General features: G+C 42.0%; 23 protein-coding genes. 9 read left to right on the plus strand and 14 right to left on the minus strand.

The features are described 5' to 3' along the window. Nucleotides 1-42 precede the first annotated feature (42 nt). The 5 genes from MJO53_RS05240 to MJO53_RS05260 all read right to left on the minus strand — a co-directional run bounded on the left by MJO53_RS05240 (nucleotide 43) and on the right by MJO53_RS05260 (nucleotide 4,055). Nucleotides 43-1,080, minus strand: coding sequence for a TPM domain-containing protein (locus tag MJO53_RS05240; protein ID WP_252080739.1), 1,038 nt, complete (start codon nucleotides 1,078-1,080; stop codon nucleotides 43-45). Between the two features lie 76 nt (nucleotides 1,081-1,156). Beyond that, a complete protein-coding gene (locus MJO53_RS05245) occupies nucleotides 1,157-1,489 on the minus strand; it encodes a 2Fe-2S iron-sulfur cluster-binding protein (RefSeq protein WP_252080740.1) in 333 nt (110 codons plus the stop codon). A 56-nt stretch (nucleotides 1,490-1,545) separates the two neighbouring features. After that, a complete protein-coding gene (locus tag MJO53_RS05250) occupies nucleotides 1,546-2,604 on the minus strand; it encodes an NAD(P)/FAD-dependent oxidoreductase (RefSeq protein WP_224836279.1) in 1,059 nt (352 codons plus the stop codon). 63 nt (nucleotides 2,605-2,667) lie between these two features. Continuing rightward, nucleotides 2,668-2,904: a NifU family protein gene (locus tag MJO53_RS05255; RefSeq protein ID WP_224836447.1), complete on the minus strand. Its 237-nt coding sequence runs from the start codon at nucleotides 2,902-2,904 to the stop codon at nucleotides 2,668-2,670. 11 nt (nucleotides 2,905-2,915) lie between these two features. Continuing rightward, nucleotides 2,916-4,055 carry an Mrp/NBP35 family ATP-binding protein gene (locus tag MJO53_RS05260; protein WP_252080741.1) on the minus strand — a complete coding sequence of 380 codons (1,140 nt, stop codon included), beginning with the start codon at nucleotides 4,053-4,055 and terminating at the stop codon, nucleotides 2,916-2,918. 225 nt (nucleotides 4,056-4,280) lie between these two features. On the opposite strand from MJO53_RS05260, the gene MJO53_RS05265 reads away from it, so the two are divergent. Continuing rightward, entirely contained in the window at nucleotides 4,281-5,942 is a 1,662-nt protein-coding gene (locus MJO53_RS05265; protein WP_252080742.1) for an amidase, read from the plus strand. Here MJO53_RS05265 and MJO53_RS05270 read toward each other — a convergent pair whose 3' ends face one another. Genes MJO53_RS05270 through trmB form a run of 3 tightly spaced genes read right to left on the minus strand, consistent with a single transcriptional unit; the run spans nucleotide 5,943 to nucleotide 7,578 of the window. Next, nucleotides 5,943-6,266: an MGMT family protein gene (locus MJO53_RS05270; protein WP_252080743.1), complete on the minus strand. Its 324-nt coding sequence runs from the start codon at nucleotides 6,264-6,266 to the stop codon at nucleotides 5,943-5,945. It abuts the gene before it with no gap. Between the two features lies 1 nt (nucleotide 6,267). After that, entirely contained in the window at nucleotides 6,268-6,906 is a 639-nt protein-coding gene (locus MJO53_RS05275; RefSeq protein WP_224836275.1) for a LysE family transporter, read from the minus strand. A gap of 3 nt (nucleotides 6,907-6,909) precedes the next feature. Continuing rightward, the gene (gene trmB, locus MJO53_RS05280; RefSeq protein WP_252080744.1) at nucleotides 6,910-7,578 is read right to left on the minus strand and encodes a tRNA (guanosine(46)-N7)-methyltransferase TrmB; all 669 of its coding nucleotides are present in this window, start codon (nucleotides 7,576-7,578) and stop codon (nucleotides 6,910-6,912) included. Nucleotides 7,579-7,663: 85 nt separating this feature from the next. Between trmB and MJO53_RS05285 the strand changes: the two genes are divergently transcribed. Next, the gene (locus MJO53_RS05285) at nucleotides 7,664-8,794 is read left to right on the plus strand and encodes a glycosyltransferase (protein WP_252080745.1); all 1,131 of its coding nucleotides are present in this window, start codon (nucleotides 7,664-7,666) and stop codon (nucleotides 8,792-8,794) included. Here MJO53_RS05285 and MJO53_RS05290 read toward each other — a convergent pair. Further along, nucleotides 8,680-9,774 carry a sensor histidine kinase gene (locus tag MJO53_RS05290; protein ID WP_252080746.1) on the minus strand — a complete coding sequence of 365 codons (1,095 nt, stop codon included), beginning with the start codon at nucleotides 9,772-9,774 and terminating at the stop codon, nucleotides 8,680-8,682. The genes MJO53_RS05285 and MJO53_RS05290 overlap by 115 nt on opposite strands. After that, nucleotides 9,774-10,460 (minus strand): response regulator transcription factor, encoded by a 687-nt coding sequence (locus MJO53_RS05295; protein WP_252080747.1) that lies wholly within the window; start codon nucleotides 10,458-10,460, stop codon nucleotides 9,774-9,776. The genes MJO53_RS05290 and MJO53_RS05295 overlap by 1 nt, the downstream gene beginning before the upstream one ends. A 223-nt stretch (nucleotides 10,461-10,683) precedes the next feature. Between MJO53_RS05295 and MJO53_RS05300 the strand changes: the two genes are divergently transcribed. The 6 genes from MJO53_RS05300 (at nucleotide 10,684) to MJO53_RS05325 (ending at nucleotide 18,621) form a co-directional block, all read left to right on the plus strand. Further along, complete coding sequence (locus MJO53_RS05300; protein WP_252080748.1) at nucleotides 10,684-13,053, plus strand: hypothetical protein; 2,370 nt, start codon at nucleotides 10,684-10,686, stop codon at nucleotides 13,051-13,053. A 97-nt stretch (nucleotides 13,054-13,150) separates the two neighbouring features. Beyond that, nucleotides 13,151-15,970, plus strand: coding sequence for a TonB-dependent receptor (locus tag MJO53_RS05305; protein WP_252080749.1), 2,820 nt, complete (start codon nucleotides 13,151-13,153; stop codon nucleotides 15,968-15,970). Between the two features lie 155 nt (nucleotides 15,971-16,125). Continuing rightward, nucleotides 16,126-16,437 carry a T9SS type A sorting domain-containing protein gene (locus MJO53_RS05310; RefSeq protein ID WP_224836268.1) on the plus strand — a complete coding sequence of 104 codons (312 nt, stop codon included), beginning with the start codon at nucleotides 16,126-16,128 and terminating at the stop codon, nucleotides 16,435-16,437. 145 nt (nucleotides 16,438-16,582) lie between these two features. Continuing rightward, nucleotides 16,583-16,906, plus strand: coding sequence for a T9SS type A sorting domain-containing protein (locus MJO53_RS05315; protein WP_224836267.1), 324 nt, complete (start codon nucleotides 16,583-16,585; stop codon nucleotides 16,904-16,906). A 68-nt stretch (nucleotides 16,907-16,974) separates the two neighbouring features. Beyond that, a complete protein-coding gene (locus MJO53_RS05320; protein WP_252080750.1) occupies nucleotides 16,975-17,961 on the plus strand; it encodes an acyl transferase in 987 nt (328 codons plus the stop codon). Nucleotides 17,962-18,075: 114 nt separating this feature from the next. Continuing rightward, on the plus strand, nucleotides 18,076-18,621 hold the full coding sequence (locus MJO53_RS05325) for a cupin domain-containing protein (protein ID WP_224836265.1): 546 nt from the start codon (nucleotides 18,076-18,078) through the stop codon (nucleotides 18,619-18,621). 117 nt (nucleotides 18,622-18,738) lie between these two features. Here the strand turns inward: MJO53_RS05325 and tyrS are convergent, their stop codons facing one another. Further along, complete coding sequence (gene tyrS, locus MJO53_RS05330) at nucleotides 18,739-20,034, minus strand: tyrosine--tRNA ligase (protein WP_224836264.1); 1,296 nt, start codon at nucleotides 20,032-20,034, stop codon at nucleotides 18,739-18,741. Between the two features lie 85 nt (nucleotides 20,035-20,119). Between tyrS and MJO53_RS05335 the strand changes: the two genes are divergently transcribed. After that, a complete protein-coding gene (locus tag MJO53_RS05335; RefSeq protein WP_252080751.1) occupies nucleotides 20,120-21,124 on the plus strand; it encodes an NAD-dependent epimerase/dehydratase family protein in 1,005 nt (334 codons plus the stop codon). Here the strand turns inward: MJO53_RS05335 and MJO53_RS05340 are convergent. The 3 genes from MJO53_RS05340 to MJO53_RS05350 are packed head-to-tail and all read right to left on the minus strand — an operon-like array spanning nucleotide 21,108 to nucleotide 23,619. After that, nucleotides 21,108-21,551: a DUF4296 domain-containing protein gene (locus MJO53_RS05340; RefSeq protein WP_224836262.1), complete on the minus strand. Its 444-nt coding sequence runs from the start codon at nucleotides 21,549-21,551 to the stop codon at nucleotides 21,108-21,110. The two genes, MJO53_RS05335 and MJO53_RS05340, sit on opposite strands and share 17 nt — an antisense overlap. A 3-nt stretch (nucleotides 21,552-21,554) precedes the next feature. Continuing rightward, nucleotides 21,555-22,889: a dihydroorotase gene (locus MJO53_RS05345; protein ID WP_252080752.1), complete on the minus strand. Its 1,335-nt coding sequence runs from the start codon at nucleotides 22,887-22,889 to the stop codon at nucleotides 21,555-21,557. 1 nt (nucleotide 22,890) lies between these two features. Continuing rightward, a complete protein-coding gene (locus MJO53_RS05350; RefSeq protein WP_224836260.1) occupies nucleotides 22,891-23,619 on the minus strand; it encodes a polyprenol monophosphomannose synthase in 729 nt (242 codons plus the stop codon). Between the last annotated feature and the right edge of the window lie 78 nt (nucleotides 23,620-23,697).

Below are 23,697 nucleotides of genomic sequence, written 5' to 3' on the forward strand. Positions count from 1 at the left end.
GAGTTTAGTTAGTTTTGTGAAAATACATTAAATCAGCTACAATTACCAACTCCCACTGGCACCACCTCCACCAGAACTCCCGCCACCTCCGGAAAAACCGCCCGACGAACTACTCCCGGACCCAGAACCAAAGGAATGGGTTCCGGTGGACGAAAATGTCTTGCTCATATAATCCTTATCCGATTTAAAAAACGACACCTTTATTTCTTCATCGCCCTTTCTTTTGATCTTTACGATTACCAATGCAATTGTTGTCAGGACAAAAAGGATAAGTCCCCAAAATATCCACGTTAAATCCTCCACCATGGCGTTCATTTGATCTTCCAAGCCAAAAAGTAAACCCATAAAAAAGAGGGGCATCCCCATAAATACCAAGCCAAAAATGACAGGCATTCCCATAAATAAGGCCATAAAAACTCCACGGAAAATAGCTAATTTTCCAATGAACATACCTCTTAGGATTTCCAGAAATGTACTATAGCCTTTATAAAAAACAAATCCTCCTGCGGCAACAAAGACCATCAAAAACAATCCAATAACCCCGTAAAGCCACCAGGGTGCTGCCTCTTCGGAATCCATTTCCTCCTTAAACTCTTCCAATGCCCCGGGATCTAAAAGAAACTTGATAATCTGGTCCGTTGCCAGGTCCAAACCTGAAAAATAGTCCTCTTCCTTAAATTTGGGGATCATGGTATTTCTAATAATCCTCGAGGCCACCGCATCGGTAATATATGATTCTAATCCATAGCCCACCTCTATCCTAACTTCCCTATCCAGTTTTGAAAAAAGAATCAGAATACCATTGTCCTTGCCCGCCTGCCCCAGCTTATTTTGGTTAAAGACATTGAGTGCATATTGCTCAATAGTCTCATTACCAAGCTCATTAATCGTAAAAATCACTAATTGATTGGTCGTCTCCGATTCAAATTGATAGAGTTTTGTGCGTAGCACATCGAGCTCGGATTCTGTAAAAATCTTGGCATTGTCCGTAACTATTTCGGTTAAAATAGGGACTTTTTTTTGAGCAGGGCTACTTATGGACAGTAGAAAAAGTAACCCGTATAATAATGTCCTTCCCATGTTTTTAATTACCAGAAGGACTAAAGATAAAGTTTTTGCTTTTTACTGGAACCTGGACTTTTAAGAGAAAGTTCCATTAGCCTTCTTCCGGTGCCAACTCCACCTCCAGACCATCCAAATCGTCGGTAATATGAATTTGGCAGCCTAAACGGCTATTGTCCTTTACAAAAAAAGCCTCGGCCAACATCGCCTCCTCATCATCTGTTTTTTCAGGAAGCTGGTGATCGGATTTCACATAGCACTGGCAAGAGGCACACATGGCCATTCCACCGCATATTCCTATGGTACCCTCTGGAGCAAGTTCGTACGAACGCACAACTTCCATTAGGTTCATGTTCATATCTGTTGGGGCATCCACCTCGTGCAGTTTGCCGTCCCGGTCTACTATTTTTAATTTGATATCGCTCATACCTATTTAAAAACCATTACAGGTGGTTTTCTTAACGATTTAAATTTAATTTATTCTTAGTCAATAGCTTTTACTACGGCTTTTGGTGCTTCTTTCTTGCTTCCGTCAAATCCCGTAACACCTCCTACGGTGGTATATTTCATTACATATTTTTTATCCGGGAATATTTTTTGATAGGCACTTTGGCACATCAAGGTAGCCTCGTGAAATCCACAAAGGATAAGTTTTAATTTGCCAGGATAGGTATTAACGTCCCCAATGGCATAAATTCCAGGAATATTTGTTTGATAATCGTAGGTATTGTCGACCTTTATCGCGTTTTTTTCGATTTCCAATCCCCAATTGGCAATTGGCCCCAACTTGGGCGAAAGTCCGAATAAAGGAATAAAAGTATCAACGTCAACTTCTATTTCTTCGGCGGTTCCGGTATTTTTTACCGTTACTCGCTCCAATTTATCTTCACCCTTTAAGGCAATTACTTCTGCGGGTGTAATCAGATTGATTTTTCCTTCGTTCTTGAGCTGCTGAACTTTCTCAACGGAATCCAATGCTCCTCTAAATTCATTTCTTCGGTGCACCAACGTAACCTCTTTGGCCACGTCTGCCAAAAAAATGGACCAATCCAACGCAGAGTCTCCTCCCCCGGCAATCAATACCTTTTTATCTCGATAGACCTCAGGTTCCTTGATCATGTAGGACACTCCATTGTCCTCATACTTGGTCAAGTTCTCCAATAACGGTTTTCTTGGTTCAAAGCTTCCCAGTCCGCCTGCAATGGCAACTATGGGCGCATGGTGTTTAGTTCCTTTATTGGTGGTAACGATAAAAGAGCCATCGTCCAATTTTTCGATGGTCTCGGCGCGTTCTCCCAAGGTGAATCCAGGTTGGAACGGTTTGATCTGTTCCATTAAATTGTCCACCAATTCCCCAGCGAGCACTTCTGGATATCCTGGGATGTCGTAAATGGGTTTTTTGGGGTATATCTCGGCACATTGCCCTCCCGGTTGTGGCAATGCATCTATTAAGTGACATTTGAGTTGTAACAGGCCTGCTTCAAAAACAGCAAAGAGACCCGTAGGTCCCGCCCCAATTATCAGAATATCGGTTTTGATCATAAACTAGAATTTTTGGCATGCAACTTACTACTTGCCCAAAAAAGGAATAATGATTTTTATCAGCTAGGTGATGTTGACCACTTTCTCAATCTGGGGAGCGTACTTTTTTATGGTCATTTCCACTCCGCTCTTTAGGGTCATTTGATTTACACTGCAACCAATGCAATTCCCTTCCAATCGCACCGTAACAATATTGTCCTCAATGGAGACCAAAGTAATATCGCCGCCATCACTTTGTAAAAACGGACGTATTTCATCCAATGCTTTTACTACATTGCTTCTTGTTTCTTCTGATGTCATTGTTGCCATGCTCATTTCTTTTTAACGGCGGAACAACCGGCCATTGTTGTAATCTTAATTGCTTCGGTAGGGGGAAGATCGGTATTTCTTCTCACCATCTCCTGAACCACGTTCTTGGTCAGTTCCTCAAAGGCTTCTTCGGTAGGGGTCGCGGTCTGTAAAGCAGCCGGCCTTCCCACATCTCCAGCCTCCCTGATGCTCTGCACCAACGGAATCTCTCCCAAGAACGGTACATTTAGATCTTCCGAAAGGTTTTTTGCACCGTTCTCACCAAATATGTGGTACTTGTTGTCCGGTAGTTCAGCAGGTGTAAAATACGCCATATTCTCCACGATTCCCAACACGGGCACATTTATCGCTTCTTGCTGGAACATGGCCACACCTTTTCTGGCATCGGCCAATGCAATTTCCTGAGGGGTACTCACTACCACTGCCCCGGTTACCGGTAGGGATTGCATAATGCTTAAATGGATATCTCCCGTTCCTGGAGGCAAATCCAATAACAAGAAGTCCAACTCTCCCCAATGCGCATCAAAAATCATTTGGTTCAATGCTTTTGCTGCCATAGGCCCCCTCCAAATCACAGCTTGGTTGGGTTCTGTAAAAAATCCGATGGAAAGTAGCTTTACGCCATAATTTTCGATAGGCTTCATTTTAGCCTTGCCCTCCACATTTATGGACAAAGGTTTCTCCGTGGCCACATCGAACATAATGGGCATGGACGGGCCGTAGATATCGGTATCCAACAATCCCACCTTAAAGCCCATTTTGGCCAAGGTTACGGCCAAATTAGCAGTAACAGTTGACTTTCCAACACCTCCCTTACCAGATGCAACGGCTATAATATTCTGAATTCCCGGAATGGGATTTCCTTTTATCTGATTCACTTTCGGTTTTGCAGGGGCATCAACCTTTAGGTTGACCTTGATCTTCGCCTTCTCATAAACTTCACTATGGATGATTTTCAAAATCTCCACTTCGGTCTTCTTCTTAGCCTGAAGACTAGGATTCTTTATGGTTACATCCACTTCTACCTCATCACCGAATACCTGAACATTCTTCACCGAACCGCTCTCGACCAAATTTTGGCCTTCGCCCGGGGCGGATATTTTTTCCAATGCTCTTAGAATGTCTGCTTTTTTCAACTTCATGAAACCTAATAATTTATTGACCAATTGTTTGAACTGGTTCTAAACTACAAAGATACGGTGTTGGGGTTAGATTAAGAAGTAGTACTGTTGAATTTCAAAATAAATGGGTTTTTACTTTTTACATACTGGCAACTACGCGATCCCTTTATAAAAAAGATAGATTATTATGTGCATTTTTCCTAAAATCTGTAGCTTAGAAGCAATTATCCAACTAACTCGACCAACATGCTACCAAAAAACAAAGTTACCCTGTTCGCCCTTTTGGTTATTTCTCTGTTTTGGATCTCTTGCTCAACCCATAAAAATTCCTTCACCAAAAGAGACGTAAAGAAATCCGAGAAATTGATCGGACTGAAGTTCCCCGATAGAGCGATCGACACACTTTACCCCTATCTTAAAAGAAATCGAAGCGGGTTCGATTCCTTGCGCAAATATTCTTTGGGCAACGATGTATTTCCTGCCGTGCGCTTTGACCCCACTCCTTTTGATTTTACCATGCCAGAGCAACAAAATGGCAGCCAATGGATTATTCCCGACAATGTAGAAATCCCTAAACCTTATGATCTGCTGGCCTTTTACACTATTCCTCAATTGGCCTCATTGATCAAAAATCAGAAAATTACCTCGACCGAGCTCACCACATTTTTTTTGGAGCGATTAAAAAAATATCAACCTGCTTTGCAGTGTACCATTACCATTACCGAAAGTTTGGCGCTTGAACAGGCCAAAAAAGCTGACGAAGAGATAAAAAATGGCAAGTATAGGGGCATCCTGCACGGTATCCCTTATGGAACCAAAGATTTAATGTCCGTTCCCGGTTACCCTACCACATGGGGCGCAGCACCCTATAAGAATCAAATTATTGATGAGACCGCCACCGTAATTCAAAAACTTGAGGATGCCGGAGCCATTTTAGTGGCCAAACTTGTATCCGGAGCTTTGGCCCGTGGCGATGTTTGGTTCGATGGCAAAACAAAAAATCCTTGGGACACTACCCAAGGAGCCAGTGGGTCTTCGGCAGGGTCAGGTTCTGCTACATCTGCTGGGCTTGTTCCTTTTGCCTTGGGCACGGAAACTTTGGGCTCCATTACCTCCCCGAGCACACGGAATGGGGTCACAGGCCTGCGCCCTACATACGGCAGGGTGAGCCGGCATGGTGTTATGAGCCTAAGCTGGTCAATGGACAAAGTTGGGCCTTTGGGAAGAAATGCCGAAGATTGCGCAATTGTTTTTGAAGCGATTCAAGGAAAAGACAAAAATGACCTGACCACCATAGACCTGCCCTTTGGTGTGGATTGGAAAAGAGACATCAAAAGTTTGAGGGTGGCCTATTTAATAAAAGATATTGAAAAAGATACTACTGATTCTGGCGATAATTTAAGAAACGCCTTAAAATCGCTAAAGGATCTTGGTATTGAACCCACCGCTGTGGAAATGCCCAAGGATATTCCTTATCGAGGATTCGATATTATTCTGAGGGCAGAAGCCGGTGCTTTTTTTGATGAACTTGTACGTTCTGGAGGAGTGGACACTATGGTTGAACAGGACCGGCGATCACGCGCCAATTCCCTGAGACAAAGCAGGTTTATCCCTGCTGTGGAGTACATTCAGGCCAACAGGCAAAGACAGGTGCTTATCCAAAAAATGCAGGATTTAATGAAGAATTACGACGTTTTGATTTCCCCTTCATTTGGAAACGATCAACTTTTGGCCACAAATTTAACAGGGCACCCTGTAATTGCAGTGCCAACCGGATTGGATAAAAAAAATCATCCTACCAGTATGACCTTCGTGGGGAACTTGTACGATGAGGAAAGTATTCTATTATTGGCAAAAGCTTTTCAGGACAACACTTCGTTTGATGAAATGCACCCCCCGGGATATTGATCATAATTCCACTACGGGATCCCAAAAGTATTTCTGAAAATCGACAATTTGGTTGTCCTTGACCGAGATGCCCTCGTTTTCCAGCAATTGTTGCATCATATTACTTCCATCAAAATGGTGCTTGCCCGTTAATATGCCCGCTCGGTTGACTACCCGATGTGCTGGAACATCTTTGGTATGGGAATTGTTCATGGCCCAACCTACCATTCTGGCACTACGGGCAGCTCCCAAATATTTGGCTATGGCCCCATAGGATGTCACCCTGCCATAAGGTATCTGTTTGGCTACTTCGTAAACTTTGTCAAAGAAGCTTATTTCCTCCATACTAGCGGTACATAATACGAATTAGGGTAATGATCAACAATAAGAGCATTAGGGCACTCAAAATATAATTGGAATTTTTGGAAAAACGGTTGGTCTTTGTTTCCATTTTATCAAAATAAAAAGTATACAGATATAGTACAGAAAATGTACCCGCGCCCGCCGCTACTACAAAGGTGGTAATGTCCTCGGCCTTGAACTTTATCCAACCCGCCTCGTTCCACATGGCATTTAAACCACTATAATAGGGAATGGTCAACAAATTAAGGGCCGCCAAGAGAACGCCCTTAAAAAAACTATTCTTTTTACTTAGATTTACTTCCTTTATGCCCTGCTGGGATTTGGTCTTGTTCCGTTTAGCCATCACAAAAAAGTAAATGGCAAAAAAGGCAAAGACCGCAACGGCAATTTTAAAAAGAATATCGATCACCTGCGGATTGCGGTACAGAAATTTTGATATGTACACTGCAATATAGGCCTGAACCATAATGGTGCTGGATACACCCAAACTGAAAATAACCCCATTGAGCTTTCCTTTTTCCACACTCACCTTAGCTGCATTCATATTCAGCAAGCCCGGGGGTACGGTAGCCATAAAGGCTGCCGAAAATGTGGCAAAAAAGAGGATGAGTACGTGGGTCATTGATTAGTTGATCCTAAATTGGATATATGTGATTGGTTTTCCGTTTTCAAGATACTGATTTTCGTAGAAAGTCTGAATTTCCAGAACTTCGGATGGTGCTCCTTCATTTTTATACACATCGTGGTTGGCATAGAGTATTTCGTGGCCCAAGCCCTGTAATAGGCCAAGGGTATACCCGTGCATGTACTCGCTGTCGGTTTTAAGATTAATTACCCCTCCCGGCCTCAGTACTTTTTTATAGCGTTCCAGAAACACAGGGTTTGTCATCCTATGCTTTGTTCGCTTGTACTTGATCTGTGGGTCGGGGAACGTAATCCAGATTTCGCTCACTTCGCCCTCGTCGAACAAATGGTCCACCAACTCAATCTGTGTACGCAAAAAGGCCACGTTACCCAGATTTTGCTCAATGGCTGTTTTGGCCCCACGCCAAAATCGCGCTCCTTTAATATCGATGCCAATGTAATTCCTGTCAGGGTTCATTTGGGCAAGACCTATAGTGTATTCCCCTTTTCCACAGCCCAGCTCCAAAACTATGGGATTGTTGTTGCCGAAAAAGGAGGCCCATTGGCCCTTATGCTTGAACCCGGCCAAAACATCTTCTCGTGTGGGCTGCACCACATTGGCAAATGTTTCGTTCTCCTTGAACCTCTTGAGTTTATTTTTACTTCCCACTTTGGTATCGAATTGCGCAAAAAATTAATGATTTGGCAAAACTAAGGAAATCTAAAAGCAATTCGCATTTTGTTTTTTTGTTGTTATGAATTCTTCCAAACGCATTCTGGTTGCTCCATTAAATTGGGGTCTGGGACATGCCACGAGATGCATACCTATTATTCATGAGCTATTAAAGCACGGACATCAACCTTTTATTGCTTCGGACGGCGTTGCCTTGGCGCTCCTTAAAAAGGAGTTTCCCCATTTACCGGTTTTTGATTTGCCATCTTACAAAATATCTTATGCGGAAAAAGGAAAGCATTTTAAAATAAAAATGATCTGGGATTCCCCCAAAGTGCTTAAAGCAATGGCCAAGGAAAAGAAAGCGGTAAAACGCTTGGTAAAAGAGTATGGGCTGGATGGCATTATTTCCGACAATCGTCTTGGTGCTTATTACAAAAAAGTGCCTTGCGTCTTTATTACTCACCAGCTCAATGTACTCTCGGGGAATACAACATGGATGAGCTCCAAGGCCCATCAAAAAATCATTAAAAAGTTTGATGAATGCTGGGTGCCCGATGTAAAGGGAAAACCTAATTTAACCGGAAAGTTGGGGCATTTAAAAAAGACGAAGCTGAATATTGCATATTTGGGCCCATTAAGCCGATTTGAAAAAAAGGAACTCCCCATTATCTACGATTTAATGGTCCTGCTCTCCGGTCCCGAACCACAACGCACCCTTTTGGAAGAAAAGTTACTCAAGGAGCTAAATGGGTTCAAGGGCAATATCCTATTTGTGAAAGGTAAGATCGAAGAGGAACAGACATCCGAAGAAATACATTCGCCCCATGGAAAAATAACCTTATTCAACTTTATGAAATCGGATGAGCTGGAGAATGCGCTGAACCAAAGCAAAAAGGTTCTTTGCCGATCTGGGTACACTACGGTCATGGATTTGGCAAAATTGGAGAAAAAAGCATTTTTTATTCCAACACCGGGCCAGTACGAGCAGGAATATTTGGCGAAACGTATGCAAAAACAAGGCTTGGTCCCCTTTAGCACCCAAGAAGACTTCATTTTGGACGACCTATCCAAAGTGGTCGATTATAAAGGGCTGAATCAGTTTGAACCGATGGTGGATTTTTCTTCTTTGTTCGGTGTTTTTGTCGCTGCGGAAGTTTTTTCCAAAGTGAATGAAAACTCGGAACCGACATCCACTTCGCTCTCCACATAGATTTTCTCACCATGGGCCTCCACAATATGCTTTACTATGGCCAATCCGAGACCGGACCCTCCTTCCGAACGGCTTCCACTTTGATCTACACGATAAAAGCGTTCGAATAAACGAGGTATATGCTGTTTTGGGATTCCGGCACCATTGTCCGTCACCCTTACGATAACCTTGTTCTTGATCAAATCTTCCACACTTACCTCGGCCGTTCCTTTGGGCAATCCATATTTAATGGCATTGACCAACAAATTGCTCATTACCTGTTGTATTTTTTCCTTATCCCCATTCACGTAGATGGGATTGGGATAATTCATATCAAAGGTTAAGGACACCTCTTTTTTGGCCGCCCTCATTTCCAAGAGATCGAACGTATTTTGAATAAGCTCCATAATATCAAAATCCTCTCGCTCCAGTTTAAGTTCTCCAGCTTCGAGCTTGGTGATCAAATCGAGGTCTTTTACTATGTAAATAAGCCGTTCAACCCCTTTGTTGGCACGTTGTAGATACTTTTTACGAAGTTTCTTGTCGTTCATTGCCCCATCGAGCAAGGTCAGAATATAGCCTTGCACTGTAAAAAGTGGTGTTTTTAGTTCGTGGGAAACATTGCCTAAAAATTCTTTTCGGTACTCTTCCCTAATTTTAAGGGTGTCGATCTCAATCTTCTTTCCTTCGGCAAATTTTTCGATTTCTTGGACCAAGGTCCTCATATCGGTGGTAACCGGTTTGGAAGAAAAGGTAGACGACTCAAGTAGCGACACATCATCGTATATTTTTTTTATTCTACGATAGATAAAACGTTCCACCCTGATCTGGATAATGGTAAAGCAAATGATAAAACTTATAAAAGCAAACAGCACTACATTTGGCCAGGGCATATCCCCGAAATCGTTATGGAATGCAACAAAAAGGACCGTAATCAAGAAAGTTATGACCAGGGAAGACCTTAAAGCAAATTTATATGACTTTTTAAGCTTTATAGCCATTAGAGTACAAACTTATACCCCACACCTTTTACAGTCTTAAAGTGATCGTCGCCGATTTTTTCGCGTAGTTTTCTAATATGTACATCTATGGTGCGCCCGCCCACAACTACCTCGTTGCCCCAAACTTTATCCAAAATAACCTCGCGCTTAAACACTTTGTTGGGTTTGGAGGTAAGTAGGGAGAGTAGTTCAAATTCCTTTCTTGGCAGTACCATTTCCTCTCCGGCATTCACAATTTTATATTCTTCCCTATTGATGACGATATCACCGACCTTAACTATATCCTCTACTTCTTTTTTCTCGTCCTTTAACCTTCTTAACAAAGCTTTTACCTTGCTTACCAAAACTTTGGGCTTTATGGGCTTGGTAATGTAATCGTCGGCTCCGGCATCAAAACCGGCCATTTGGGAGTAATCCTCGCCACGAGCTGTAAGGAATGTAATTATGGTATTGTCCAGACCGGGGGTACTTCGGATAACTTCGCATGCTTCAATACCATCCATCTCTGGCATCATCACATCCATAATGATCAGATGCGGGTTTTTCTTTTTGGCCTTGGCCACGCCCTCGACGCCGTTTTTTGCGGTAAAGACCTCATATCCTTCGGCCGAAAGGTTATACCCAATAATTTCCAATATATCGGGTTCATCGTCAACCAATAGAATCTTAATATCCTTGTTGTTCATGGGTTGGTATTTCTATGTTAAACGCTCAAATGTAAAGATAATACACTTACGGGATAAATGCTTAACGTTCATTTAATCTGGTAACCTTATTGTAACACAACTGAAATAAACACTTAACATACCTCTAACACGGCTTTTACACCCTCCCTGTTTCTTTGCAGCGATGAACTAATGGTTGAAATCGACCAAATTTAATTTAAACGAAAAAACAACTTTAAAGATTATGAAAAAATTCATTTTTTCTTTGTTGACCATTGCTTCCTTTGCGGTAAGCTCTTGTAGCAGCGATGATAACGGTGGTACAGATCCAACAGATGATGATCCGCCTGTTACGAGCGAAGAAATAACCAAGACTGGGTTTATAACGGCAGACGAAACTTGGGAAGCTGAAAACGTTTATATTTTGGATGGAAAAGTAATCGTTGCTGATGGTGTAACTCTAACTATTGAAGCTGGTACAATTATTAAAGGCGAGGAAGGACAAGAAACTCTTGCTTCCGCTCTTGTAGTTGACCAAGGCGGTACTTTAATTGCCGAAGGTACTCCAAGCTCTCCGATTATCTTTACCTCTGTACTTGACGGTATTGAGCCCGGAGAAACCACAGGAACATTGACTACAGCTGATACCGGTCTATGGGGCGGTGTTATAGTTTTGGGTAAAGCGCCTATCTCCGTTAACGGTGATATCGAGACTGCTCAGATTGAAGGGCTTCCTGCCGATGAAGATTACGGACAGTACGGTGGTACCGACCCAGCGGACGACTCTGGATCTTTAAAGTACATCTCTATCCGTCACGGTGGTGTTGCCATCGCTGCTGATAACGAGATCAATGGATTGACACTTGGTGGTGTTGGTTCCGGTACAACTATTGACCATATTGAGATCGTGGCCAACCAAGATGACGGTATCGAGTGGTTCGGTGGAACTGTGAGCGTAACCAACGCTTTGGTATGGTCCCAAGGTGACGACGGTTTTGATGCAGACCAAGCTTGGACTGGCTCCATGACCAATGGTGTGGTTGTTATGTCCACAGAGTCCGGTTCTGCTTTAGAATTAGACGGGCCAGAAGGCAGTGCCGCTACTGAAGGTGGTTATACTTTTGAAGATATTACGCTCATCGGAGCTGGTACTTCCAGCATGTATGCCGATCTTAGAGATGGTCTTATTGCAAACTTGAACAACATTTTTGCGTATGACTTTGGAGCTGCAGCAACTGTAAATATTAATGGAGCTGATTCAGCTACTGAACTTACCAACGATAGAATTACTTTCTCTAACTGGGAAATCGTATTGCCAGAAGGTGTGGTTATGGCCGATATCTTTGCCGGTGATTTTGCAGAAGGTGATGAAAGTAAATTTTTGGACAATGCCACCGCTGTAGGTAGTGGAAGTGTAGGTGCCAATATCGATGCTTTCTCATGGACATTGGCCGCTTCTGAAAGCGCTATTCCTGCAGAGCCTCTAGGCACAACAATCACAAAAACTGGTTTCTTGACTGTCGATGAAACTTGGACAGCAGAGAACATATATGTTTTGGATGGAAAAGTAATCGTGAGTGATGGTGTTACCTTGACCATTGAACCAGGTACAATCATTAAGGGGGCCGAAGGACAAGAAACCCTAGCTTCTGCACTTGTAGTTGACCAAGGTGGTATATTGATGGCAGAAGGTACTGCTGAAAGTCCAATTATCTTTACCTCTGTACTTGACGGTATTGAGCAAGGACAAACAACCGGCACATTGACTACCGCAGATACCGGTCTTTGGGGCGGTGTTATTGTTTTGGGTAAAGCGCCTATTTCCGTTAATGGCGATATAGAGACAGCTCAAATTGAAGGACTTCCTGCTGATGAAGATTATGGACAATATGGTGGTACCGACCCAGAAGACTATTCCGGTTCTTTAAAGTACATATCCATCCGTCACGGTGGTGTTGCCATAGCTGCTGACAACGAAATCAATGGATTGACACTTGGTGGTGTAGGTTCCGAAACGATGGTTGACCACATAGAGATCGTTGCCAATCAAGATGATGGTATCGAGTGGTTCGGTGGATCTGTGAATGTAACCAATGCTTTGGTATGGTCTCAAGGTGATGACGGATTCGATGCAGACCAAGCTTGGACTGGAACATTGACCAACGGATTGGTAATCATGGGGTCAGAGTCCGGTACTGGTCTTGAACTTGATGGTCCTGAAGGTAGTGTTGCCACAGAAGGTGGTTACACACTTGAAGACATTACGCTTATAGGCGCTGGCACTTCTAGTATGTATGCCGACCTTAGAGATGGCCTTATTGCTGACCTTAACAATGTATTGGCCTACGGCTTTGGAGCAAGTGCTACAGTTAATGTTAATGGTGCAGATTCCGCTACGGAACTTACAAACGATAGAATCGCTTTCTCCAATTGGGAAATCGTATTGCCAGAAGGTGTTCTTTTAGCAGATATAATAGCTGGTGACTTGGCTCCTGCAGATGCAGTGAAATTTACAAACAACGCTGCAAGCATTGCTACTTCCGGCGATGCAACTGTTGGAGCGGATACTTCAGTATTTGCTTGGACATTTGCATCTAGCGAAGAAGCTTTCTAAGCCTAGATAACATACTAAAAAATTAATGTCCAAAGGTTCTTTTCCAAGGCCTTTGGACAATTTTGTTAAATAAGATAATGCTACTTAAATTTTTGAAATGCTAAAAAATATTCTTTTGGCGACCACCATGTTTTTTGCACAATGGTGTCTTGCCCAGAACGGGACCATTAGTGGTAAAATAATGGATGGTGAGTTTAACGATGTACTACCATTTGCCAACGTAGCCATTAAAGGCACCACCGTTGGAACAACCTCAGATTTTGAAGGGGCGTACAGCTTGGATATTGAACCTGGCACATATACCGTCTCATTTTCTTTCCTCGGATACACAACACAAGAAATTACAGGCGTGGTGGTTGAGGCCAACCAAACAGTCGCGGTTAACGTAACCTTACAACCCGCAGCCTCCCAATTGGATGAAGTTGTACTTACCACAACAGTCAGGAAAAACACGGAAGCCTCTGTGTTGAACTTGCAAAAAAACTCGGTTACGCTTATGGACGGACTATCACTGGAATCCATTAAAGCAACAGGGGCCAGCAATATAGCTTCCGCTATTAAAAGAGTACCTGGCGTATCGGTACAAGAAGGCAAATATGTTTACGTACGAGGCCTTGGGGACCGTTATACTAAATCCATTTTGAACGGAATGGACATTCCTGGACTTGATCCAGACAAGAACACCGTACAAATGGATATTTTCCCGACCAATATCCTGGAAAACGTAATCGTACTAAAATCTGCTTCTGCAGAACTCCCGGCAGATTTTACCGGTGGTGTTGTGAACATAGTAACAAAAGACTTTCCAACGCAAAAACAAATGTCCATATCCGCATCCGTGGGCTATAACCCAAGCATGCACTTTCAAGACAACTATTTAAGCTATGAAGGCGGTGGCAGTGACTTCTTGGGTTTTGATGATGGAACAAGGGATTTACCCTTTCCATCAAACACAGATGTACCCAGCCCATCAGATTCGCAGAACAATGGTTCTTTGGAAGGTTTAACACGGTCATTTAATCCTATTATGGCCGCAGAACGACAAACTTCTAAACCAGACTTTAGTCTAGGGTTTAGTTATGGCAATCAATTCAACATTGGAGAAAACAGATTAGGATTCATTGCCTCACTTGATTACAAGAACACTACAACTTTTTATGAAGGGTTTGAAAACGGTATCTATCAAAAAGCTCCGGAGAGCGAAATCTATGAGCTCCGTTTTGATAGGAGACAGCGGGGAGATATAGGCTCCAATAATGTATTGGCATCTGCATTGACCGGTCTTTCTTATAAAACAGGGAAATCCAAATACCGATTAAACCTACTTCATATACAAAATGGTGAATCCAGGGCAGCGCTTTTTGAGCAACGCACCGAAATTTCGAATGCCATCGATGTGGTTAAAGACAACTTGGAATACTCTCAACGTTCTGTTTCCAATCTATTACTATCTGGTAAGCATACTTCCGAGGATGCTTCCTTCGTTACAGAATGGAGTTTATCCCCTACTTTATCCAATGTTCAGGACAAGGATGTTAGACTAACAACGTTCATTATCAACCCAGATGGTTTCACTATTAGTTCAGATGCCGGTTTCCCCGTTAGGTTATGGAGAGACTTGGAAGAAATCAATGCTACAGGAAAAATCGACTTTTCAAAAAGTTATGAGCTTTTTGGAAATAAGTCGATATTGAAATTTGGTGGGCTTTACAGCTACAAGAAAAGAGATTACAGTATCTACAATTACGACATTGCATTCTTCAATTTTAGTACAGCTAGCCTAAATGGTGACCCAAATGCAATTTTGGCTGACGAAAACATTTGGACAACAGATAATCGTTCTGGCTCATACATCAGAGGGAATTTTCAACCAGCAAATACATTTGAGTCAGAACAAAACACCATGGCCTTTTATATCTCCAATGAGTTTAAATTCGCTGAAAAGTTCAGAGCAATTTTAGGATTACGAGCCGAACAGTTCACGACTTTTTTTACAGGTCAGAACAATACCGGAACCGAAATTTATGAGGATGAGAAAACAATCGATGTATTGGACTTTTTCCCTTCTGCAAACTTAATATATGAGTTTAAGGAAAATACCAACTTTAGACTGTCATACTCAAGAACTACTGCACGCCCAAGTTTTAAAGAATTGTCTATTGTACAAATACCTGATTTATTGACAGGTATACTTTTTCTCGGAAACTTGGAATTACAGCCAACGTACATAGACAACTTTGACTTTAGGTTTGAGGTATTTGGAGAAGAAGCACAAATGCTTGCGATAAGCAGTTTTTATAAAAAGTTTACAGATCCAATAGAAATTGTGGCCTATGACATCACCGCCCCCAACCAATTCACCCCTCGGAATGCACCATCTGCAACCGTATTTGGTGTTGAACTGGAAGGAAGGAAAAACCTAGGATTCCTCTCCGACGGATTAAAGAATTTAAGTATTAACCTTAATGTATCCATTATAGATTCCAAAATCGATATGGCACGTGGTGAAAACCAAGAATACGAATCACGTCAGATTTTTGCCAGAGATGGGGAAACCATTGAAGATAGCCGAGATTTACAAGGTCAATCTCCATACCTTATTAATGCTGGCCTTAATTACGACAATAGAGAGACAGGATTAGAAACTGGTATTTTCTATAACGTACAAGGCAAAACTTTGGAAGTAGTTGGCTTCGGACAAAATCCAGATGTTTTTACACAACCATTCCATAGCTTAAATTTTAATTTTTCAAAAACCATTGGTAAAGAGCAACGCTCTAAAATAAGCCTTAAGGCTAATAACATCCTTAGCGATGAAAGAGTAAGTTTGTATGAATCTTTTGGTGCTACAAAACAAAATTTCTCCTTTAGGGACCCAGGTATGTCCTTCTCTATAGGTTATAGCCTAAGTTTTTAGGACCATTCCACATTATCGATACAAGTAAGCCCTCGAAAAATCGAGGGCTTCTTTTTTGCATTTCATCGAAAAGTAACCCTCTATTCATCAATTGGTTCCGGTTTGGCAAAGCAATTTTTATATATTTGTGGCATACCGTTTGCAACCATTAACGTATGAAGCACTTTTACTTCGTTATTCTTTTATTTATCTGTACACTTGGTTTTTCTCAGGATAATGCCAGGTCAAGTGCCGATATTGAAGGCTTCAAACTTTACCCCAATCCGGTTACTCAAGGAAAGGTCTACATCGAAACAGCTCTAAATGCACCAAAAAAAATCCTCGTTTTCGATGTGTTGGGGACACAGGTCCTGGAAACCACTATTCTTGGTAAGGAACTCAACCTTTCCAATTTGGATAAAGGTGTTTATATTTTAAGGGTTTTCGAAAAAAACAAGGTAGCCACTAGAAAGCTCATTGTTAAGTAGTTCGACCCTTTTTAACCTCATTTTCCAATCCTAAACAACAGCTTTCAACGCTTTACCACCAGTTTTAGTATTTTCACAACATAATGTGGTACAACTTAACATGGTTATCTACTTTTATATTGCACATAGACCCCAAATCAGCAATATGAAGAAAATCTACTTTGTTTTACTTATGGCTTTACCTTTATTTTCTTTCGGTCAGGAGCTGGTAACAGTGAACAATGAGCCCGTACAAGAGCTCAAGGGTTTTAAAATGTACCCTAACCCGGCCTATGGAAGTGAAGTGTATATTACGACGGAATCCAACGGAACCAAAGAAATCAGAGTTTACGATGTTTTTGGCGAAGTTGTGCTTACAAAAAGGATAAACACCAATACTTTGGACATTTCCAGATTGGTTCCCGGAGTTTATGTACTCCAAGTAACGGAACGCAAAAAAACAATGACCCGAAAATTGGTGATCAAATAAAAATTGCCCAACATTTTAAAGCCCTTTTCATCAAGGGCTTTTTTATTTTTAGGTAATTTTGGGGCTCAATGAAACAGTTTGATACCCATCGCATATTTTCCATCTCCAACGCTTACGATTTTGACCGGGTCGCATTGGATGTTTTTAGGTTTCAATACCAGAACAACCAAGTCTATCACCAATTTTGCAACCATTTGGGCAAGACCCCGAAAACTGTTTCGCTAACACGGGAAATTCCTTTTTTGCCCATATCTTTTTTTAAGACCCACGCTGTACGCTCCACAGAACAGGAAGCAGAAACAGTATTTACAAGCAGTGGCACAACCAAAACTTCCACAAGCAAGCATTTTGTTCCGGAAATCGAACTTTACGAAAAGAGTTTCTTGTCCGCTTTTTACAAATTTTATGGTTCACCAAAAGAGTTTTGTATTCTGGCCTTATTGCCATCTTACCTCGAAAGGGAAGGATCCTCATTAATTTATATGGTCAATGATTTGATCAATAAATCCGCTCATCCAAGCAGTGGTTTTTATCTTCACAATCTGGACGAACTGCACCAAAACCTGCTCAAATTGGAACAGAAGGGAACCAAATGTCTTTTGATCGGTGTTTCCTTTGCCTTATTGGATTTAGCAGAAAGATTTTCGATGAACTTACAAAATACCATTATAATGGAGACCGGTGGAATGAAAGGTCGCCGTAAAGAATTGATTCGAGAAGAACTGCACCAATTACTGCAAAAAGGATTGGGCGTGGAGAAAGTACATTCAGAATATGGAATGACGGAGCTTTTGTCCCAAGCATATTCGAAAGGCAATGGCATTTTTAAGACCCCGCCTTGGATGAAGATCATTACTCGGGATACCGAGGACCCATTATCTATCCAATCGGCCGGTAAAACGGGAGGTATCAACGTTATCGATCTTGCGAACATTTATTCTTGTTCATTTATTGCCACACAGGATTTAGGAAAAGCTTATCCAAACGGAACGTTTGAAGTTTTGGGCCGTTTTGATGATTCCGATATCCGCGGTTGTAACTTGATGGTCTTGTAATATCAGATAGTCCATACATCCAATTATACACAAAACCCATCTTTCCATAACATTATAACCTTCGCGCTATCAATATTTTACGTAATTTATTGAGATAACCAAACAATCGAGATTATGAATAGAAGTGCTTTTTTAAAAAGAAGTGCCCTCTCTGCAGCGGCATTGGCCACTTTACCTGGATTCGCCCATGTACATCCAAAGGAAGAAGAGAACAACAAAACTCTGGAACCAAAAATTGTACGAAAGGGAGAGGGCAAACAAGTAAATGTAATCGGTGACCAACAAACATTTAAACTTACCAGCGAGGACACCAACGGTCTTTTCACCTTAATAGAAGAAGTAAATCCTCCCGGCACAATGATCCCACCACACGTTCACACCAATGAAGACGAAATCTTTAAAGTTTTGGAAGGCGAGCTAGAAGTAACTGTTGGGGACCAAACAACTATTTTAAAGGCAGGTGATTTGGCATTTGCGCCTAAAAATATTCCACACACTTGGAAGGTAGTCGGGGATAAAGACTGTAAAACCATTTTAAGTGTATTCCCTGCAGGGCTGGAACTAATGTTCGAAGAATTGGGCAACTTACCCCCTGGCCCGCCAGATTTTTCCAAAATAACCGAGATTTGCGGCAGATATGGAATTACATTTTTAACCTAACAAAAAAGCCATCTTTTAGATGGCTTTTTTATATTGCTTTATGTTCAAGAAAATGTCCTTTGTTATCCTGAACTTTTTAAGACTGTCCCAACTATTTGTTTGACCCGTATGAATTGGTTATTCCGCAATCAACACAAAATAATTTTTTTTGCCCCTTTGTAGCAGTACAAATTTATTGTTGATCAAATCCGATTCGGTAATCAGGTAATCTTCTTTAACCTTTTCCTTGTTTACGGATATGGAATTCTGTTTTAATTCTCGTCTTGCCTCACCATTCGATCCTAAAAACCCGGTTTTGGCGGCCAACGCCCCTATCATGTCCAAACCTGGATTTAGTTCCTCTTTACCAATAGTGGCTTGTGGCACCCCGTCAAAAACATCCAAAAACGTTTTTTCATTGAGTTGTTTCAAGTCTTCTGAAGTTGACTTTCCAAAAAGGATATTGCTCGCTTTAATCGCATTGTCCAAATCTTCCTGGGAATGCACCATGATCGTAACTTCTTCTGCCAATCTCTTTTGAAGCGCCCTCATATGTGGAGCCTCCTTATGTTCAGCAACCAAATTCTCTATTTCCTCCCTACTCAAAAATGTAAAGATCTTGATATACTTTTCAGCATCTTCATCCGAAGTGTTCAACCAGTACTGGTAAAACTTATAGGGCGATGTTCTTTCTGCATCCAGCCAAATATTGCCGCCTTCTGTTTTTCCAAATTTGGTCCCATCTGCCTTGGTGATCAAAGGACAAGTAAGGGCAAATCCCTTTCCACCACCAATTCTACGGATCAATTCGGTCCCCGTGGTAATGTTGCCCCATTGGTCGCTACCTCCCATTTGAAGGCTACAATCGTGGTTTTGGTAGAGGTATAAAAAATCGTAACCCTGCACCAGTTGGTAGGTAAATTCGGTAAAGGACATACCCTCCTTGGCATCGGACGAAAGACGTTTTTTTACGGAATCCTTGGCCATCATATAATTAACGGTAATATGCTTGCCAACGTCCCGGATGAACTCCAAAAACGAAAAATCCTTCATCCAATCGTAATTGTTGACCAAGACCGCAGCGTTGGGCCCACCGCTTTCGAAATCCAGAAACCGGCTCAATTGCGATTTTATGGCTTCTTGATTATGGCGCAGTGTTTTTTCGTCCAGCAAATTCCGTTCGGCTGATTTTCCAGAAGGATCACCGATCATGCCCGTGGCACCACCCACCAAAGCATAAGGCTTGTGGCCGGCCAATTGAAAATGCTTCAACATCATTACTCCCACCAAATGTCCAATATGCAGGGAGTCTGCGGTAGGGTCTATCCCTACATAGGCAGAACGCATTTCCTCCATAAGATGTTCTTCGGCTCCAGGCATCACATCGTGTACCATTCCCCTCCATTGTAGTTCTTGAACAAAGTTCTTCGTCATGATCAGTTTTTTGGAATAGGTGCAAATATAAAATGAAGTTGGCATTTGACTGAATATTTCCAGCACAAATAGGTACTTTTACGGTATGATTTTGGTTACGGGAGGCACTGGACTGATCGGTTCCCACTTACTTTTCCATTTGATCAGCAATGGGAACAAGGTCAGAAGCAATTATAGGACAAAGGAATCCATTGATAAAGTCCACAACGTTTTTGGATACTATACCGACAATCCGTCAGATTTGGTGGAACAAATTGATTGGGTTAGGGCCGATATTACCAATTTAAGTGGTTTGGATTCGCTTTTTGATGGGATATCTCAAGTATTCCACTGTGCCGCACTGATCTCTTTTGACCCCAAGGATTTTAAAGCTTTAGAGCGCACCAATGTTGAAGGAACTGCGAACATTGTGAACCTATCCTTAAAGCACAAGGTAAAAAAACTGTGCTACGTAAGTTCCATTGCTGCCATAGGACCTAGCCTTAAACAAAAAGAAATCACCGAGGAAACCGAATGGCTCGAAACCAAGGCATCTGTTTACGGAATTACCAAATATGAGGCTGAGCTCGAGGTTTGGCGCGCATCACAAGAAGGCCTGTCCGTGGTTATCGTAAACCCTGGTGTTGTGATCGGTCCTGGTTTTTGGAAGTCTGGCAGCGGTACCTTTTTTTCCTATGCAGCCAAAGGAAAAAAGTATTACATCCCCGGTGGCACCGGTTTTGTAAGCGTGCACGATGTTATCAAAGCCATGACGATGCTCATGGCATCGGAGATTAAAACCGAACGATTTATTTTGGTGGGCCAAAATATGACCTATGGAGAACTATTTAAGAAAATAGCTCCAAAATTGGGCGTTGAGCCGCCGGACCGGAAAGTTTCCAAATTTATGTTGGAACTCTTTTGGCGGTTGGATTGGGCAAGAAGCCATTTGTTCGGAAAAAGAAGAAGGCTATCCAGAATAATGGCCAAAGGATTGTATCAACAGCAAATTTATAGTAATCGGAAGATACGATCGCAGCTAGATTTTACGTTTGTGGACCTGGACAAAGCCATCGCCTTTTGCTGCGATAAGTTTATGAAGAAGAATTAGATTTCTTTTCATTGGCTTCGCGCACGGCCTTAATGGAATCGGTCCGTTTTAAACTTGCCGCGCGAACACTATCGTTACGACGCTTTCCAATGGCCTCCAATGTATCTTTTTTCTGCTTCACCCTTGCTTCCACACCTTCATAAATGGCCTGATACTCCAAAGGAAGCGAAGCATAATACAGATCGCTCTGCGAAAACTGTGCACTATCAATATCGTACTTGGTGTAGATAAAATCCATAATATCGATTCTGGAATCCTTGAATTTTCTGCTCGTGGTTGCTTGTGCTGCATTAAAAATTGCCAGATCATGGAGAATATCCATCATTTGTTCCTTTGGAATAAGGTTTTCCGGTTCTTCCACTACTTTTTCCGCACAGGAGACCATCAAAAAAAATAGACCTATAAAAAAAAGTATGGTACGTATCATTCCTTATCGATTAAAAGTGAGCCTCTTTGCATTTTTCTCTGGATGGAAGCTACCATTTTCAAACGCCAATAAACCATTTACAAAGGTTCGCTTTATTTCGGAACCAAAAGTAACACCTTCGAACGGGGACCATCCACATTTATAGAGAATATTATCTTTTTTAACCTCGTTTTTAGAACCTCTGTGCACCTGAACCAAATCTGCAAAATACCCTTCTCGAACAAATCCTCGCCGATCAATATCAAAAAGCTTGGCTGGATTATGGCACATCTTCTCTACCATTTTTTCCAAAGTAATAACACCTTCCTGTTCTTTTTGTAGCATGGCCAATAGTGCGTGCTGTACCAGAGGTCCACCAGAAGGTGCTTTTGTATAGGGGTTGTCCTTTTCTTCCATGGTGTGCGGTGCATGGTCCGTGGCCACAACATCAATACGATCATCTAGGAGGGCTTCCCAAAGTTTGGCCCTATCGTTTTTGGTCTTAACTGCCGGATTCCATTTAATGAGTGTTCCCTTTTTTGCATAGTCCTCATCCGAAAACCAAAGATGGTGGATGCAGGCTTCCGATGTGATTTTTTTCTTTTCCAATGGAATCTCATTGGTGAACAAATCGGTTTCGATGCCCGTTGAAAGGTGAAAGACATGCAATCTCGCCCCCGTTTTCTTGGCCAAGGCAATCGCTTTTGATGAACTTAGGTAGCATGCCTCCGCACTCCGGATAATGGGGTGCATCTCTATAGGAATGTTATCCCCGTACATTTTTTTATATGATTCCAAATTGCTCCTAATGGTCCCCTCGTCCTCACAATGGGTGGATATCACCATTTCGGTATTTCTAAAAATCTGCTCCAATACTTGCTCGTTGTCCACCAACATATTTCCTGTTGATGAGCCCAAGAACAGTTTGACCCCGGAGCAGGCATTTTTATCCAACCGTTTTAGTTCCTCCAAATTATTGTTTGTGCCCCCAAAAAGAAAGGAGTAATTAGCGAAGGAATCTTTTGCAGCAATGGCAAATTTATCTTCCAATTTTGCTATTGTGGTCGTTTGCGGGTTGGTATTGGGCTGCTCCATAAAAGTGGTTATGCCCCCAGCTATGGCCGCCCTGCTTTCTGTGGCAATGGTACCTTTGTGCGTTAACCCTGGCTCCCTAAAATGTACTTGATCATCTATAACACCGGGCAACAAAAGATCTCCATTCAAATCGATTACCTTCGCATTGGGATCGGATATATCGGCATCGACACGGAGAATAAAATCACCCTCCAGCAACACATCGGATTCAAAAATGCTGTTCTCGTTTACAATGTTGGCGTTTTTCAACAGAATTTTTGACATACTAAAATTTCTTTTTAAAGAATACACTTCTAAATTTCATGGCTATCACACCAAAAATGGCCTCCCGGATAATTGCCGAGTTCATTTTAGATTTTCCTTCTACCCTATCGGTAAAAATTATCGATACTTCCTCTATCTTAAATTTTTTGAGGTACGCCCTATACTTCATCTCTATTTGAAAGGCATAGCCAATAAAGCGCACATTATCCAAATTAATGGTCTCGAGCACTTTTCGTTTGTAGCATACAAAACCAGCAGTGGGATCGTGCACTTTCATTCCGGTAATGAACTTTACATAGAAAGATGCACCATATGAAAGTAAGATCCTGGCCAAGGGCCAGTTGACCACATTTACTCCTTTTTTATACCGGGAACCCACGGCCACATCGGCTCCGTTTAAGCAAGCTCTGTGCAATCTGGATAGGTCGGCAGGTCTATGTGAAAAGTCGGCATCCATCTCAAAGATGTACTCATATCCTTTTTTCAAGGCCCATTTAAAGCCATGGATGTACGCCGTCCCCAAACCAGACTTCTCTTTTCTGACTTCCAAAAACAGTCGTTCCGGAAAGTCAATTTGCAATTTCCGGACGCAATCGGCAGTACCATCCGGAGAGTTGTCGTCTACCACAAGTACATGAAAATTCTTCTTTAGATCAAAGACCGTTTTTATAATGGCCTCGATATTTTCAATTTCATTGAATGTGGGTATAATGACCAAGCCGTCTGACATTCGCACTGTATTAGTTTGTCAAAAATAAGGTTTTCTATCTTGCCTGCACAAGTAACCTTTGGCAAGTAATACGGTCAC

This window comes from Flagellimonas marinaquae, assembly GCF_023716465.1.
Classification (GTDB): Bacteria; Bacteroidota; Bacteroidia; order Flavobacteriales; family Flavobacteriaceae; genus Flagellimonas; species Flagellimonas alginolytica.

Excerpts from the sequence above, each read along its gene's own strand:
- MJO53_RS05350 (WP_224836260.1), bottom strand. The coding sequence starts at position 23,619 with ATGTCAGACGGCTTGGTCATTATACCCACATTCAATGAAATTGAAAAT.
- MJO53_RS05245 (WP_252080740.1), bottom strand. The coding sequence starts at position 1,489 with ATGAGCGATATCAAATTAAAAATAGTAGACCGGGACGGCAAACTGCAC.
- MJO53_RS05260 (WP_252080741.1), bottom strand. The coding sequence starts at position 4,055 with ATGAAGTTGAAAAAAGCAGACATTCTAAGAGCATTGGAAAAAATATCC.
- MJO53_RS05310 (WP_224836268.1), top strand. The coding sequence starts at position 16,126 with ATGAAGCACTTTTACTTCGTTATTCTTTTATTTATCTGTACACTTGGT.
- MJO53_RS05255 (WP_224836447.1), bottom strand. The coding sequence starts at position 2,904 with ATGACATCAGAAGAAACAAGAAGCAATGTAGTAAAAGCATTGGATGAA.
- MJO53_RS05300 (WP_252080748.1), top strand. The coding sequence starts at position 10,684 with ATGAAAAAATTCATTTTTTCTTTGTTGACCATTGCTTCCTTTGCGGTA.
- MJO53_RS05305 (WP_252080749.1), top strand. The coding sequence starts at position 13,151 with ATGCTAAAAAATATTCTTTTGGCGACCACCATGTTTTTTGCACAATGG.
- MJO53_RS05295 (WP_252080747.1), bottom strand. The coding sequence starts at position 10,460 with ATGAACAACAAGGATATTAAGATTCTATTGGTTGACGATGAACCCGAT.
- MJO53_RS05240 (WP_252080739.1), bottom strand. The coding sequence starts at position 1,080 with ATGGGAAGGACATTATTATACGGGTTACTTTTTCTACTGTCCATAAGT.
- MJO53_RS05340 (WP_224836262.1), bottom strand. The coding sequence starts at position 21,551 with ATGATACGTACCATACTTTTTTTTATAGGTCTATTTTTTTTGATGGTC.
- MJO53_RS05290 (WP_252080746.1), bottom strand. The coding sequence starts at position 9,774 with ATGGCTATAAAGCTTAAAAAGTCATATAAATTTGCTTTAAGGTCTTCC.
- MJO53_RS05265 (WP_252080742.1), top strand. The coding sequence starts at position 4,281 with ATGCTACCAAAAAACAAAGTTACCCTGTTCGCCCTTTTGGTTATTTCT.
- MJO53_RS05250 (WP_224836279.1), bottom strand. The coding sequence starts at position 2,604 with ATGATCAAAACCGATATTCTGATAATTGGGGCGGGACCTACGGGTCTC.
- MJO53_RS05275 (WP_224836275.1), bottom strand. The coding sequence starts at position 6,906 with ATGACCCACGTACTCATCCTCTTTTTTGCCACATTTTCGGCAGCCTTT.
- MJO53_RS05335 (WP_252080751.1), top strand. The coding sequence starts at position 20,120 with ATGATTTTGGTTACGGGAGGCACTGGACTGATCGGTTCCCACTTACTT.
- MJO53_RS05285 (WP_252080745.1), top strand. The coding sequence starts at position 7,664 with ATGAATTCTTCCAAACGCATTCTGGTTGCTCCATTAAATTGGGGTCTG.
- MJO53_RS05315 (WP_224836267.1), top strand. The coding sequence starts at position 16,583 with ATGAAGAAAATCTACTTTGTTTTACTTATGGCTTTACCTTTATTTTCT.
- MJO53_RS05345 (WP_252080752.1), bottom strand. The coding sequence starts at position 22,889 with ATGTCAAAAATTCTGTTGAAAAACGCCAACATTGTAAACGAGAACAGC.
- MJO53_RS05270 (WP_252080743.1), bottom strand. The coding sequence starts at position 6,266 with ATGGAGGAAATAAGCTTCTTTGACAAAGTTTACGAAGTAGCCAAACAG.
- MJO53_RS05325 (WP_224836265.1), top strand. The coding sequence starts at position 18,076 with ATGAATAGAAGTGCTTTTTTAAAAAGAAGTGCCCTCTCTGCAGCGGCA.
- tyrS (WP_224836264.1), bottom strand. The coding sequence starts at position 20,034 with ATGACGAAGAACTTTGTTCAAGAACTACAATGGAGGGGAATGGTACAC.
- MJO53_RS05320 (WP_252080750.1), top strand. The coding sequence starts at position 16,975 with ATGAAACAGTTTGATACCCATCGCATATTTTCCATCTCCAACGCTTAC.